Source organism: Methylobacterium sp. ME121 (genome assembly GCF_000974725.1).
Taxonomy (GTDB): domain Bacteria; phylum Pseudomonadota; class Alphaproteobacteria; order Rhizobiales; family Beijerinckiaceae; genus Methylobacterium; species Methylobacterium radiotolerans.
Genome location: NZ_BBUX01000004.1, coordinates 46217 through 60480, shown reverse-complemented (window position 1 = coordinate 60480; position 14264 = coordinate 46217). Strand labels below are relative to the sequence as shown.

The following is a 14264-nucleotide window of genomic DNA, read 5'->3' as shown; positions in this document are numbered from 1 at the left end:
TCTCCTTCGTCGCGTCCGGGAACGAAAAGAGAACAAGCCATAAGGGTTAACGTTCCGTCAACGGCGGCCGGGCCGGCCGCGCTCGACCGGCCAAACCCTGTGGACAACGCCGTTTCCGGTGCCGGGCAGCTGTGGATAAGCCGGCTTACTCGGGCATGCGCGGCAGCGGCTTGCCGTCGGCGGGAATCGGGTAGCGGGCCGCGTTCAGCTCCATCGCCAGGAACGTGTAGTAGCCCGAGATCGCCGCCAGATCGACGACGCCGGGCTTGCCGAACCGGGCCTCGGCGCGCGCGAAGGTCGCGTCGGAGACGCGCCTCGTGTCCTGGAGCTCGGCGGTGAAATCGTACACGAGGGTCTCGTCGTCGCTCATCTTGGCCGGCCGGCGGCCGTCGCGGATCGCCGCGATGATGTCGGCGGAGATGCCGGCCTTCTCGGCTATCGGCGCGTGGACGTACCACTCGTAGTCCTGCGTCCAGCGGCGGGCGGTCATCAGGATCACCAGCTCCGAGAGCGTAGTGCCGATCTTCGGCTTGAAGCGGAGATAGTCGCCCATCGACCGGGCGAGCGTCATCACCTCCGGCGAGTACATGAGCGGCTCGAACGGCCCGAAGGGCGGCTTGCCGCGCGCCTGCGCGAAGGCCTCAGCCGCCTGTCTCTGCTCGGGAGAGTAGTCCCGGCGCGGGATGGTCGGCAGCCGGTCCTGCGCCGGCGCCGCCGTGACCGCCAGAGGCAGGACCACGGAGAGGGCGGCGAGGGTAGGCGCGCGGCGGCGGAGGGTCATCGTTTCGCTCCCGTCGGATCTGTGCAGTCGCGCCGCACGATCGCGGCGGCGCCGCGCGGTTGCCAGGGCTCGGGACGGGGACCCCGTGTCGAATCGTGCCCGGCGTCACGGGAACGCCGGACGCGGCGCCGACCCGGGTTCGCGCCGGTTGCACTCGACGCCGCGCCGCGCCATCAGCGGCCGCGATGGCCGGTCCCGCACCCGTGCTGCCGATCGAGGCGGCGCTCCCCGATCTGCGCCGCGCGCTCGCCGCGCGGAACGCCGCCGTCCTGGTGGCGCCCCCGGGCGCCGGCAAGACGACCCGCGTGCCCCTCGACCTCCTGGCGGCGCCCTGGCTCGACGGGCGCAAGATCATCCTGCTGGAGCCGCGCCGCCTCGCGGCCCGGGCCGCCGCCGCGCGGATGGCCCAGACGCTGGGCGAGCCGGTCGGCGGCACGGTCGGCCTGCGCGTCCGCCTCGGCTCGAAGATCTCGGGCCGCACGCGGATCGAGGTCGTCACCGAGGGCGTCTTCACCCGGATGATCCTGGACGATCCGGAGCTGTCCGGAATCGGCGCCGTCCTGTTCGACGAGTTCCACGAGCGTTCCCTCGACGCCGATCTCGGCCTCGCGCTGGCGCTCGACGCGCAGGGCGGCCTGCGGGAGGACCTGCGGATCCTCGTCATGTCGGCGACCCTCGACGGCGCCCGGGTCGCGCGGCTGATGGGCGACGCCCCGGTGGTCGCCTCCGAGGGCCGCGCCTTCCCGGTGGAGACCCGGTACGTGGAGCGCGACCCGAACCGTCGGGTCGAGGACTCGGTTGCCGAGGTCACCTTGCGCGCCCTGCGGGCGGATCCGGGCTCGATCCTGGTGTTCCTGCCCGGACAGGCGGAGATCCGCCGGACCACCGACCTGCTGGCCGAGACGGTCGGGCCCGACGTGCAGCTCGCGCCGCTCTACGGCGCGCTGACGCCCGCCGAGCAGGACCGCGCCGTCGCGCCGGCATCCGCCGGCACGCGGAAGGTCGTCCTCGCGACCAGCATCGCCGAGACCTCCCTGACCATCGAGGGCGTCCGGATCGTGGTCGATTCGGGGCTGGCGCGGGTCCCGGTCTACGAGCCGGGCCTCGGCCTGACCCGTCTGGTCACGGCCCGCGCCTCTCGCGCTTCCGTGGACCAGCGCCGGGGCCGTGCCGGACGCACCGAGCCCGGCCTCTGCTGGCGGCTCTGGTCCGAGGCCGGCACGAACGCCCTGGAGCCGTTCACGCGGCCCGAGATCCTGTCGGCCGACCTCGCCGGGCTGCTCCTCGACTGCGCCGCCTGGGGCGTGACCGACCCCGGCGCGCTCGCCTTCCTCGACCCGCCCCCGGCGCCCGCCCTGGCGGAGGCCCGCGCCCTGCTGAGCGAGCTGGGCGCGCTCGACGCCGACGGCCGCCTGACGCCGGTCGGCGCGCGGCTGCGGGCGCTGCCGCTGCCGCCGCGGCTCGCCCGGATGGTGACGGTGGCGGCCGGCACCGGTCAGGCCCGGGCCGCCGCCGACCTCGCCGCCGTGCTGGTGGAGCGGGGCCTCGGGGGCGACGGGGTCGACCTCGACGAGCGGGTCGAGCGGTTCCGCCGCGACCGGGGCGGGCGCGCCGCCGACATGCGCCGGCTCGCCGAGAGCTGGGCCCGGATCGCCGGGGCGGGAGGTCCCGCGAGCCCGGACGCCGGCCCCTCCGGCGCCGGGCCGCTCCTGGCGCTCGCCTATCCGGACCGCGTGGCCCGGGCGCGCGGCCGCGAGGGCGAGTTCGTGATGGCGAGCGGCCGGGCCGGGCGCCTCGACCCGGCGAGCCCGCTCGCCCGCGAGACCCATCTGGTGATCGCCGACCTCGCCGGATCGGCCGGGAACGCCCGGATCCTCGCCGCGGCGGCGATCGGCGCCGAGGCGATCGAACGGCTGTTCGCCGGCCGGATCGAGTCGCGCACCGAGATCGCCTTCGATCCGCCGGCAGCCGCCCTGCGGGCGCGGGCGGTCCGGCGACTCGGCGCAGTCAGTCTCGGATCACGGCCGTTGCCGGTGCCGTCAGACATGGACAGCGCCGCGATTCTGGCGCGCGGCATCGCCGATCTCGGGATCGACCGGCTTCCGTGGACGCCGGCCCTGGCGCAGTGGCGAGCCCGGGTGAACTTCCTCCGCGCCGCCGAGGGCGCTGCCTGGCCCGACCTGTCGGACCAGGCGCTGGCCCGGACGGCGGAGACGTGGCTGGCGCCGTCCCTCGTGGGTCGCGCCGGCCTGGCGTCGGTCACGGCGGGCGATCTGGCGGACGCTCTCCAGGCGCTGCTGCCCTGGGACCTGCGCGCTCGGCTCGACGCGGAGGCGCCGACCCATGTCGAGGTGCCGACCGGCTCGCGCATCCCCGTGGATTACACGGCCGAGGAACCGGCGCTGGCGGTCCGGGTGCAGGAGCTGTTCGGCCTCGACCGGCACCCGCGGGCCGGTGGCCGGCCGCTGGTCTTGCACCTGCTGTCGCCGGCGCAGCGGCCGATCCAGATCACCCGGGACCTGCCGGGCTTCTGGCGCGGCTCCTGGGCGGCGGTGCGGTCCGAGATGCGCGGGCGCTACCCGCGCCATCCCTGGCCGGAGGATCCGCTCAGCGAGGCGCCGACCCGGCGGGCCAAGCCCCGGGGAACCTGACATCCGCCCACCGAAACCTCGACACGAACGGACCCGACGCGATGACTACGGATAAGGATGCCTACGATCCCGCCGCCGAGGGCTGGGCGCTGGTGGAGGACAAGGGCTTCATCGCCCATGTCGGGCCGCTGCACGTCCGCGGCGCGGACGGCGCCTACGCGTTCCGGGCCGATCAGAAGCACGCCAACCTGATCGGCGTGGTCCACGGCGGCATGCTGATGAGCTTCGCCGACCGGGCTCTCGGCGAGACCGCGATGCGCGCCGCCGAAGGCGCCAACTGCGTGACGATCCAGCTGGAGATGAAGTTCATCGATGTCGGCCGCCTCGGCGACTGGATCGAGATCCGGCCGCAGGTCGTCAAGCGCACCGGCTCCCTCGTGTTCATGCGCGGCGACGTCCGCGACGGCACCCGTCTCCTCGCCTCGGCGGACGGCGTCTGGAAGATCCTGCGGCGCCGGCCCAGTTGACCAGCTCAGGACAGGTGTCCTAGCCTGCCGGCGCGCGCCGCGGCCCGTTGCAGGATGCGCGGGGGAGGATCGTATGCGACCGTCGCGGACCGATGCATCCGGGATCGCGGCCGAGCGCGGCCGTGTCCCGCCCTCCCGGCGCACGGTCCTCGCGGCCCTGGGAACACTCGCCGTCACGGCCGGCGACGCGGCGGCGCAGCCCGCGCCGCCCAGCACGGTGACGAGCCCGCCGCGCGACTTCCGCCCGGGAGCGCCGCCGACCACCTACTTCACCGATCCGGACATCGTCACGGTCGACCCGGCCTTCGAGCCCTACATCGTGCCGAACAGCGCCATCCGCCGGCTCTGGACCGGCGCCCTCTGGGCGGAGGGACCGGCCTGGAACGCCGTCGGCCGCTACCTCGTCTGGAGCGACATCCCGAACAACCGACAGATGCGCTGGCTGGAGGAGGACGGGCACGTCTCGACCTTCCGCATGCCGAGCAACAATTCCAACGGCAACAGCTTCGATCGCCAGGGGCGGCAGCTCACCTGCGAGCATGCCACCGGGCGCGTCGTCCGCTACGAGCTCGACGGCTCGGCGACGGTCCTGGCCGATTCGTTCGACGGGAAGCCGCTCAACTCCCCCAACGACGTGGTCCAGCACCCGGACGGCGCGTACTGGTTCTCCGATCCGCCCTACGGCGCGCTCCTCTACGAGGGCCTCCCCGACGCGGCGGGCGGTCCGAGCAACCCGCACGGCCATCTCGATCCGCGGCTCGGCCAGCCGGCCGGGACCGGCCCGCGGCGCCGCGTGCTGCCGAACGCGGTCTACCGGATCGACCCGTCCGGGCGGGTCGACCGGGTTCTCACCGACGACGAGGTGCCCGACCCCAACGGCCTGTGCTTCTCGCCCGATCACCGGACGCTCTACGTCTGCTCCACCGGGAAGGGGCCCGGCGATACCGGACCCGGCGGCAAGGGCGAGATCTACGCCTTCGACGTCGGGACCGGGGCGGCGCTGTCGAACAAGCGCCTGTTCTCGGACTGCGTCGTGGACGGGGTGAAATGCGGGCCCGACGGCCTGCGGGCCGACGTCGACGGCAATCTCTGGGTGTCGAGCAACGCCGGTCGTGCCGTGGGCTACAACGGCGTCACCGTCTGGACACCGCGGGGCAAGCTCATCGGGCGGATCCGCCTGCCGGAAGTGTGCGGGAATCTCACCTTCGGCGGTCCCAAGCGCAACCGCCTGTTCATGGCAGCGAGCCAGTCGCTCTACGCCGTGACGGTGAACACCCAGGGTGCCGGTCCGGCCTAGGATCCCGCCCCTGCGATCCGGCAAGGGAGCGGCGCCGATCCTCCGATCGGCCATGGCTGAGCGGGCATCGGGACGCTATCTGTCACGGGCATGAGCGAGGATCCCGCCCCCGACCCGACCTTGAGCCGCCTCAGCGCGGCCCTGGGGGAGTTGCCGAAGCGCGGATTGCCGCCGGTGGAGCGGTGGGACCCGCCCTATTGCGGCGCCATCGACATCCGCATCGCGGCGGACGGGACGTGGTTCCACAACGGCTCGCCGATCCGCCGGGACAAGCTGGTCAGGCTGTTCGCCAGCATCCTGCGGCGCGAGCCGGACGGCCGCACCGTCCTGGTCACGCCGGTGGAGAGCGTCGGCATCACCGTGGACGACGCGGCCTTCGTGGCCGTCGAGATGGCGGTGGACGGGAGCGGGGCGGAGCGGCGCGTCTCCTTCCGGACCAACGTCGACGATCTGGTCAGCGTCGATGCCGAGCACGCCCTTCGCTTCGAGGCGGCACCGGACGGGGCGCTGAAGCCCTACCTCCATGTCCGCCGCGGGCTCTGGGCGCTCGTGACCCGGGCGCTCACCTACGACCTCGTGGATCTCGCCGAGGAGCGCGTCGTCGACGGGAAGCCCTGGCTCGGCCTGTGGGCCGGCGGCGCCTTCCACACGATCGCGCCGGTCGCCGCCGCGTGAGCGACCCGCTCGCCGATTTCCTCGCCCGCGCCGCCGCCGGCCTGTCGCCGGATCCGCCCGGGCCGGACGATCCGACCTCCAATCCGCGGGGCGACCACAGCCTCGATCCGGACGGGACGGCCGTGATCCCGCCGCCGCCGCACCGCCGGGCCGCCGTCCTCGTGCCGGTCGTGCCGCGCGCGGACGGTCCGACCCTGATCCTGACGATGCGGGCCGCCAACCTGCGCGACCATTCCGGGCAGGTGGCGCTGCCGGGGGGCAAGATCGATCCCTCCGATCCCGGGCCCGCGGACGCGGCCCTGCGCGAGGCCTTCGAGGAGATCGGGCTGCCGCCCGAGGCGGTGCGGCTGCTCGGCTATCTCGACCCGTACCTCTCGGGCACCGGCTTCCTCGTGACCCCGGTCATCGGCTTGGTCGATCCCGGCGCGGTCCTGACGCCGAACCCGAACGAGGTGGCCGACGTCTTCGAGGTGCCGCTCCCGTTCCTCTTGGACCCGGAACGCTACCGCCTGCGCTCCCGCGCGTGGCAGGGCCGCGAGCGCTGGTTCTACGCCCTGACCTTCGGCGAGCGGCTGATCTGGGGCGTCACCGCCGGAATCCTGAATAATCTGCGCGAACGGCTCTACCCGGAGGCCGGGCCGGGCGACGCCGGGCGCCCGGCGCGTTAGGCTGGCCCCATGCTCCGCCGCGTCCTCGAAGAGTTCGGCCTCTTCCTCGTCCCCTTCGCGCTGTTCCTGGTCTACCTGCTGCTGTCCGGCCGCAATCCCCTGCGGCGGGTCCACTGGGACGCCCACCTGTTCCGCCTCGTCCTGGCCGGGCTGGCGGTGGTGATCGGCACCCTCGTCTACGAGGGGCTGTTCTCCGAACGCCGCCAGGGGGGCTACGTGCCGACCCACATGGAGAACGGCCGCCTCGTGCCCGGCGGCTTCCGGTGAGCCGCGCCCTCGATCCGGCGGGCCTGAGCGCGCTGCTCGAACGCCCGGGGGTGCGCCGCGTCCTCGCCGCCCTGGACGCGCCGGGCGCGGAGACCCGGCTGGTCGGCGGCTGCGTCCGCGACGCGCTCCTCGGCGCGCAGACCGCCGACATCGACATGGCGACCACGCACCGGCCCGAGGCGGTGATGCGGGCGGCGCAGCGGGCGCACGGCCTCAAGGCGGTGCCGACCGGCATCGAGCACGGCACGGTCACCCTGGTGACCGAGGAGGGGCCGATCGAGGTCACGACTCTGCGCGAGGACGTCGAGACCGACGGGCGGCACGCGGTCGTCCGCTTCGGCACCGACTTCCTGCGCGACGCCGAGCGCCGGGACTTCACCGTCAACGCGCTCTCCCTCGGCGCCGACGGGAGCCTGCACGACCCGGTGGGCGGCCGCCCCGACCTCGCGGCCGGGCGGGTGCGCTTCATCGGTGACCCGGCGACACGGATCCGCGAGGACGCCCTGCGGATCCTGCGCTTCTTCCGCTTCCATGCCCGGTTCGGTGCCGGCGCGCCCGACGCCGCGGCCCTGGCTGCCTGCGTGGCCGCGCGGGACAGCCTCGACCGGCTCTCGCGCGAGCGCGTGCGCGCGGAGTTCCTGAAGCTGCTGGCGGCCCCCGGCGGCCCGGCCCTGGTGACGACGCTGAGCGCGACCGGCCTGCTGGCGCGGATCACCGGCGGCGTCGGGGAACTCGGGCGGCTCGCGCGCGCCGCCGGGGCGGGCCTGCCCCCGGTGAAGCGCCTCGCGGCTCTCGCCGTCGGCGCCCGGCACGACGCCGACCGGCTGCGCGAGCGGCTGCGTCTCTCGAAGAGCGAGCACGGACACCTCCTCGGCTACGCCGAGGTGCTGGCCGATCTCCACGGATGCGCGGTGCTGGACGCGGTCGCGGCGCGGGCCCTGGCGGCGCGGCACGGGCTGTCGTGCCTGGCCGATACGCTGGCGATCCTGGCCGGAGAGCCGCGGCCCGCGGTGACGGAGGCGGCGCGGGCGGCCCTGCGGGCCCTGGAGGGGGAGGGGGCGTCGCCGGCCTTCCCCCTGGCGGGTGCGGATCTGGTGGCGGCCGGGGTGGCGCCAGGCCCCGGCATCGGGCGTGGGCTGGCCGCGGCGCGGAAAGTCTGGCTGGAGCGGGGCTGCCCGACGGACGCCGCCGCGCGGGCCGACCTGCTGGCGCGGGCGCTGGAGAGCGCCCGCTGACCGGGATCAGAGCTTGAGGAGCGCCTTGGTCTCCTGGAGCTGGACGATCTGGCCGTTCAGCTCCTCGCGCTTCTGCAGATCCTCGGTGGCGTCGCGCTGCATCTCGATCGCCTCGATGTCCCGGTCGAGGGATTCGTGGGTCAGCTCCTCGATCGGGGCGGCGCGCTCGGCCAGCACGGTCACGGCCGTCGGCCCGATATCGGCGAAGCCGCCGCGGACGTAGATCCGCTTGCCGCTGCCCTGGCTCTCGGTGATCACGATGACGCCGACGCGCAGGGAGGTTAGCACGGGCGCGTGGCCCGGCATCACGGTCATCTCGCCCTCGGTGCCGGGCAGCTGAACGGCGGTCACCTCGCCGGAATACAGCGTCCGCTCGGGGCCGACGAAATCGAAGTGGAAGGTGGCCATGGCCTGACGTGTTCCCGGATCGGCGGCGCGCGCCCCGCCGCGCGGGCGGAGCGTCTCGGAAAAGGCTGCGCGGACGGCACCGGTGAGGGTCGCCCGCGCAGCCTCTGCCCCCTTCCCGCGCGGGGAAGGGGGGATGTCGTCTTACGCGGCCTTGAGCTTCTTGGCCTTCTCCTGGGCCTCCTCGATGGTGCCGACCATGTAGAAGGCGGCCTCCGGGAGGTCGTCGTAGTCGCCGTTCACCAGGCCTTTGAAGCCCTTGATGGTGTCCTCGAGGGCGACCTGCTTGCCCGGCGAGCCGGTGAACACCTCGGCCACCGAGAAGGGCTGCGAGAAGAAGCGCTCGATCTTGCGGGCGCGGGCGACGGTCAGCTTATCCTCCTCGGACAGCTCGTCCATGCCCAGGATCGCGATGATGTCCTGGAGCGCCTTGTAGCGCTGCAGGGTCTGCTGGACGCGGCGGGCGACGTCGTAGTGCTCCTCGCCGAGGATCGCCGGCGACAGCATGCGCGAGGTCGAGTCCAGCGGATCCACCGCCGGGTAGATGCCCTTCTCGGCGATCGAGCGCGACAGCACGGTCGTGGCGTCGAGGTGGGCGAACGAGGCGGCGGGCGCCGGGTCGGTCAGATCGTCGGCCGGCACGTAGATGGCCTGCACCGAGGTGATCGAGCCCTTGGTCGTGGTGGTGATGCGCTCCTGGAGGGCGCCCATGTCGGTGGCGAGGGTCGGCTGGTAGCCCACCGCCGAGGGGATGCGGCCGAGGAGCGCCGACACCTCGGAGCCCGCCTGCGTGAAGCGGAAGATGTTGTCGACGAAGAACAGCACGTCCTGACCGTCGTCGCGGAACTGCTCGGCGATGGTCAGGCCGGTCAGGGCGACGCGGGAGCGGGCGCCGGGCGACTCGTTCATCTGGCCGTAGACCAGGGCGCACTTCGAGCCCTCGGCGGAGCCGTGCTCCTTCGGGTCGACGTTCACCTTGGACTCGATCATCTCGTGGTAGAGGTCGTTGCCCTCGCGGGTGCGCTCACCCACGCCGGCGAAGACCGAGTAGCCCGAGTGCACCTTCGCGATGTTGTTGATCAGCTCCATGATCAGCACGGTCTTGCCGACGCCGGCGCCGCCGAACAGGCCGATCTTGCCGCCCTTCGCGTAGGGGGCGAGCAGGTCCACCACCTTGATGCCGGTGACGAGGATCTGCGCCTCGGTCGACTGCTCGGCGTAGGAGGGGGCCGGCTGGTGGATGGCGCGGTAGGTGGTGGCCTGGACCGGGCCGGCCTCGTCGATCGGCTCGCCGATGACGTTCATGATGCGGCCGAGGGTGTTCATGCCGACGGGAACCTTGATCGGCTCGCCGGTGTCGGTGCACTCCTGGCCGCGGGTCAGGCCCTCCGACGTGTCCATGGCGATGCAGCGGACGGTGTTCTCGCCGAGCTGCTGGGCGACCTCGAGGACGAGGCGGGCGCCGTTGTTCTTGGTCTCCAGGGCGTTCAGGATCTCGGGCAGGTGGCCCTCGAACTGCACGTCGACCACGGGGCCGATGACCTGGGTGATCTTGCCGACCTTGTTGGAGCCGGTGCCGGGGAGTGCGGTGTTCGCCATGGTAAACCTACCCTTCAAGCTGTGCGGTCGGGTCGCGGTGCCTCAGAGGGCTTCCGCGCCCGAGATGATCTCGATGAGTTCCTTGGTGATCATGGCCTGACGGGTCCGGTTGTAGACCAGCGTCTGCTTCTTGATCATCTCGCCCGCGTTGCGGGTGGCCGAGTCCATGGCGCTCATGCGGGCGCCCTGCTCGGAGGCGGCGTTCTCCAGGAGCGCCCGGTAGATCTGCACCGTCAGGTTCTTCGGCAGCAGGGTCTCCAGGATCGCCTCCTCGGACGGCTCGAATTCCAGGGCGGCGTTGCCGGCAGCCGCCTTCGCGGTCGTGTCGGCAGCGGGCAGCTCCGCCGGGATCAGGCGCTGGGCGGTCGGGATCTGCGAGATCACCGAGCGGAACTCGGAGTAGAACAGGGTCGCGACGTCGAACTCGCCGGCCTCGAAGCGCGTCAGGATCTTGTCGGCGATGCTGGCGGCGAACTCGTAATCCACCGGCCGGTTGCCGCGGATATCCATGCTCTCGACGATCTGGTCGCGGTACTGGCGGCGCAGCGCGTCGAGGCCCTTCTTGCCCACCGTCATGATCTTGACGGTCTTGCCCTCGGCGGCGAGCTTCTGAGCGTATTCGCGCACCGCGAGGCGGACGATCGACGAGTTGAACGCGCCGGCGAGGCCGCGGTCACCGGTGCAGACCACCAGCAGGTGCGTCTGCTCCGAGCCGGTGCCGGAGAGAAGCTTCGGGGCGCCGACGCCGCCGACGAGGTTGCCGGCGAGGTTGCCGAGCACCGCGGACATCTTCTCGGCGTAGGGACGGCCGGCCTCGGCGGCCATCTGCGCCCGGCGCAGCTTGGCGGCGGCGACCATCTGCATGGCCTTGGTGATCTTCTGCGTCGCCTTCACCGAGGTGATGCGGTTGCGCAGGTCCTTCAAACTCGCCATCGGGTGAGGTCCAGGTCCGTTCTATGGGCCTCTCCTTCCCTCGGCGGGAAGGAGCCGGAAGTGCGGGCGGTGCAGCGGGGACCGCGATCCCCCCGCACCACCCGAGATCCCTCCCCGCGGGGAGGGGCCTCACATCAGCCGATCGACTTGGCGACGCTCTCGACGACGCTCTTGAGCTTGCCGGCGTTCTCGTCCGACAAGTCCTTGGAGGCGGCGATCGAGTCGAGCAGGTCCTTGTGCTTGGAGCGCAGGGTGCTCAGCAGCGAGTCCTCGAAGGCGCGGACCTTGGTCACCGGGAGCTTGTCCAGGTAGCCGTTCACGCCGGCGTAGATCACCGCGACCTGCTCCTCCATCTTCAGCGGCGAGAACTGCGGCTGCTTGAGGAGCTCGGTGAGGCGGGAGCCGCGGTTCAGCAGCGCCTGAGTCGAGGCGTCGAGATCCGAGCCGAACTGCGCGAAGGCCGCCATCTCGCGGTACTGCGCGAGCTCGCCCTTGATCTTGCCGGCGACCTTCTTCATCGCCTTGGTCTGGGCCGAGGAGCCCACCCGCGACACCGAGAGGCCGACGTTCACCGCCGGGCGCACGCCCTGGTAGAACAGGTCGGTCTCGAGGAAGATCTGGCCGTCGGTGATCGAGATCACGTTCGTCGGAATGTAGGCCGAGACGTCGTTGGCCTGGGTCTCGATGACCGGCAGGGCCGTCAGCGAGCCGGCGCCGGCGGCGTCGCCCATCTTGGCGGCGCGCTCCAGCAGGCGGCTGTGGAGGTAGAACACGTCGCCCGGATAGGCCTCGCGGCCCGGCGGGCGGCGCAGCAGGAGCGACATCTGGCGGTAGGCCACGGCCTGCTTGGACAGGTCGTCGTACACGATCACGGCGTGCATGCCGTTGTCGCGGAAGTACTCGCCCATGGCGCAGCCGGCGAAGGGCGCGATGAACTGCATCGGCGCGGCGTCCGACGCGGTGGCGGCGATGACGATGGAGTATTCCAGGGCGCCCTGGTCCTCCAGCACCTTCACGAACTGGGCCACCGTCGAGCGCTTCTGGCCGATGGCGACGTAGATGCAGTAGAGCTTGGCCTTCTCGTCACCGCCGGCGGTGTGGCCCGGCTTCTGGTTGAGGATCGTGTCGAGGGCGATGGCGGTCTTGCCGGTCTGGCGATCGCCGATGATCAGCTCGCGCTGGCCCCGGCCCACCGGGATCAGGGCGTCGATCGCCTTGAGGCCCGTGGCCATCGGCTCGTGCACCGACTTGCGCGGGATGATGCCCGGGGCCTTCACGTCGACGCGGCGACGCTCGGTGGACTGGATCGGGCCCTTGCCGTCGATCGGGTTGCCGAGGGCGTCGACGACGCGGCCGAGGAGACCCTTGCCGACCGGCACGTCCACGATGGCGCCGGTGCGCTTGACGGTCTGACCTTCCTTGATCTCGCGGTCGGAGCCGAAGATCACGATGCCGACGTTGTCCTGCTCGAGGTTCAGGGCCATGCCGCGCACGCCCGACTCGAACTCGACCATCTCGCCGGCCTGGACGTTGTCGAGGCCGTAGGCGCGGGCGATGCCGTCGCCGACGGACAGGACCTGCCCGACCTCGGAGACCTCGGCCTCTTCGCCGAAGTTCTTGATCTGGTCTTTCAGGATCGCGGAGATCTCGGCGGCGCGGATGTCCATACTCGGGCCTCTGTCGCTGATGCGTCTATGCGTGTTCGGTTCGGATGGGGGCGCTTACCGCGCGGCCCGCATCGCGAGGCGGATACCGTTGAGCTTGGTCTTGAGAGAGGCGTCGACCATGCGCGAGCCCATCTTCACGACGAGGCCGCCGATCAGGCTCGGGTCGACCACGAGGTCGACGTCGACGTCGGCCTTGGCGATGTCGCGCAGCGACGCCTTGATCTCCTCGATCACCGCGTCGGACGGCCTCTCGGCCACGCGCACCTGGGCCCGGACGATGCCCTTCGAGTCCTGGACCAGGGCCCGGAACGCGTCGATCATGTCGGGGAGCGCGAAGAGCCGGCGGTTCGAGGCCGCGAGGCGGATGAAGTTTCCGGCCAGGCCGCCGATGCCGGCCTTGTCGAGCACGGCGCCGATCGCGGCCTCCTGCTCCTCGGCGCTGAAGACCGGGCTGCGGACGAGGCGGCGGAGATCCGCGCTCTCCTTCAGCAGCCCGTCGAACTGATTGAGGGACTCGGCGACCGCGTCGACCTGGCGCTCGTCGCGCGCGAGTTCGAACAGGGCGGAAGCGTACCGGCCCGCCACGCCTGCGACCAGGGGACCAGCCTCGGAACCGTTCTGCGCCACCCGTCGCTCTCTTCTCTGGTTGCCCGCCCGCTCCGCGCGCTCCGGCTGGAGCGCGGTGCGAGACCGTTCGGGACGTGGGATCGCGCCGACAGCGGACAGGTCGAGAACTGTCCTCGTGGCGCGGCGACCGCCTAGCATGCCAGCATGGCCGCGCGCAACACGGCAGGCGCGCGTCGCTGCGCGTCAGGACGGCGGAAGTGTGACGCGGGGAACGCGTCAGCAGGCGAGCCGGTCGCAGCGCCGCACGCTCGCGATCATCTTGGCCATGGCGCCGGCGCCCGGATGGCCGAGGATGCCGCTGTTGCCGAGGACGTAGGACGGCGTCGCGTAGAGGCCGAGATCCGCGGCCATCCGCATCTGGCTCTTGAGCGCCGCGCGCACCTCCTCGCTGTCGGCGATCGCCTCCACTTCTGCCTGCGGGATCCCGAGCGCGGCCGCGGCCGTGAGCGCGCCCGGCCCGTCGATGCGGCCGGGCTTGCCCAGCAGCGTCTGGTAGAAGCGCCACGCCGCCTCGGAGCCGAGCTTGCGCTGCACCGCCAGCATCACCTTGGCGGCCTGCGCCGATTGCGGCGACAGGATCGGGTTGTGGACAAGACCGATCCGCAATTCCGGGTCGCTGTCGTGCAGGGCGACCACGTCGGCGGCCGCCTTCCGGCAGTACGGGCAGTTGAAGTCGAAGAACTCGTAGAGCGTGGTGCCGGCATCCCGCGGCCCGACATAGGTCACGCCGCGCAGGCCCGGGATCTGCCCGGTGATCTCGCCCGGCAGGATCGAGTTCGCCACCGCGCGCCCGTCGTCACCGGTGACCGCGACGCGCTGGCCGTAGGATTGCGCGGAGGCGCCGGTCAGGCCGGCCCCGAGGGCGGCGGCCGCGGCGAGGAGGAGGCGTCGCGAGACAGGCTTCGAAACAGGCATGGACTCGGCCGGGGCGTGGCTGTCCCGCTCCGGCCGCGCCGAAGCGGAGCCGGACCAGAACCAGGGGGTCGAGTCGG

General features: G+C 72.3%; 14 protein-coding genes. 7 read left to right on the top strand and 7 right to left on the bottom strand.

The window, feature by feature from the left end; translation table 11 throughout:
* Positions 1-145: 145 nt before the first annotated feature.
* On the bottom strand, positions 146-781 hold the full coding sequence (locus ME121_RS05135; RefSeq protein WP_059408442.1) for a carboxymuconolactone decarboxylase family protein: 636 nt from the start codon (positions 779-781) through the stop codon (positions 146-148).
* Between the two features lie 185 nt (positions 782-966).
* On the opposite strand from ME121_RS05135, the gene hrpB reads away from it, so the two are divergent.
* The 7 genes from hrpB (at position 967) to ME121_RS05100 (ending at position 8041) form a co-directional block, all read left to right on the top strand.
* Positions 967-3432, top strand: a complete 2466-nt coding sequence (gene hrpB / locus ME121_RS05130; protein WP_059408441.1) for an ATP-dependent helicase HrpB — start codon at positions 967-969, stop codon at positions 3430-3432.
* A gap of 41 nt (positions 3433-3473) precedes the next feature.
* Complete coding sequence (locus ME121_RS05125) at positions 3474-3899, top strand: PaaI family thioesterase (RefSeq protein ID WP_012317603.1); 426 nt, start codon at positions 3474-3476, stop codon at positions 3897-3899.
* 73 nt (positions 3900-3972) lie between these two features.
* Positions 3973-5196, top strand: a complete 1224-nt coding sequence (locus tag ME121_RS05120; RefSeq protein ID WP_058607320.1) for an SMP-30/gluconolactonase/LRE family protein — start codon at positions 3973-3975, stop codon at positions 5194-5196.
* Between the two features lie 90 nt (positions 5197-5286).
* On the top strand, positions 5287-5871 hold the full coding sequence (locus ME121_RS05115; RefSeq protein ID WP_012317605.1) for a DUF1285 domain-containing protein: 585 nt from the start codon (positions 5287-5289) through the stop codon (positions 5869-5871).
* The gene (locus ME121_RS05110; RefSeq protein WP_059408440.1) at positions 5868-6539 is read left to right on the top strand and encodes a CoA pyrophosphatase; all 672 of its coding nucleotides are present in this window, start codon (positions 5868-5870) and stop codon (positions 6537-6539) included. Before ME121_RS05115 ends, ME121_RS05110 begins: the two co-directional genes overlap by 4 nt.
* Before the next feature lie 9 nt (positions 6540-6548).
* On the top strand, positions 6549-6806 hold the full coding sequence (locus ME121_RS05105) for a DUF6111 family protein (RefSeq protein ID WP_012317607.1): 258 nt from the start codon (positions 6549-6551) through the stop codon (positions 6804-6806).
* Positions 6803-8041: a CCA tRNA nucleotidyltransferase gene (locus ME121_RS05100; protein WP_059408439.1), complete on the top strand. Its 1239-nt coding sequence runs from the start codon at positions 6803-6805 to the stop codon at positions 8039-8041. Before ME121_RS05105 ends, ME121_RS05100 begins: the two co-directional genes overlap by 4 nt.
* A 6-nt stretch (positions 8042-8047) precedes the next feature.
* Here the strand turns inward: ME121_RS05100 and ME121_RS05095 are convergent, their stop codons facing one another.
* The 6 genes from ME121_RS05095 to ME121_RS05070 all read right to left on the bottom strand — a co-directional run bounded on the left by ME121_RS05095 (position 8048) and on the right by ME121_RS05070 (position 14187).
* Positions 8048-8449, bottom strand: coding sequence for a F0F1 ATP synthase subunit epsilon (locus tag ME121_RS05095; RefSeq protein ID WP_020093503.1), 402 nt, complete (start codon positions 8447-8449; stop codon positions 8048-8050).
* Between the two features lie 141 nt (positions 8450-8590).
* Positions 8591-10045 carry a F0F1 ATP synthase subunit beta gene (atpD, locus tag ME121_RS05090; RefSeq protein WP_012317610.1) on the bottom strand — a complete coding sequence of 485 codons (1455 nt, stop codon included), beginning with the start codon at positions 10043-10045 and terminating at the stop codon, positions 8591-8593.
* 42 nt (positions 10046-10087) lie between these two features.
* Complete coding sequence (locus tag ME121_RS05085) at positions 10088-10978, bottom strand: F0F1 ATP synthase subunit gamma (RefSeq protein ID WP_012317611.1); 891 nt, start codon at positions 10976-10978, stop codon at positions 10088-10090.
* A 134-nt stretch (positions 10979-11112) separates the two neighbouring features.
* The gene (gene atpA / locus ME121_RS05080; RefSeq protein WP_012317612.1) at positions 11113-12645 is read right to left on the bottom strand and encodes a F0F1 ATP synthase subunit alpha; all 1533 of its coding nucleotides are present in this window, start codon (positions 12643-12645) and stop codon (positions 11113-11115) included.
* A 54-nt stretch (positions 12646-12699) separates the two neighbouring features.
* Positions 12700-13272, bottom strand: coding sequence for a F0F1 ATP synthase subunit delta (locus tag ME121_RS05075; protein ID WP_012317613.1), 573 nt, complete (start codon positions 13270-13272; stop codon positions 12700-12702).
* Between the two features lie 216 nt (positions 13273-13488).
* Positions 13489-14187 carry a DsbA family protein gene (locus tag ME121_RS05070; RefSeq protein WP_012317614.1) on the bottom strand — a complete coding sequence of 233 codons (699 nt, stop codon included), beginning with the start codon at positions 14185-14187 and terminating at the stop codon, positions 13489-13491.
* Positions 14188-14264: the final 77 nt, after the last annotated feature.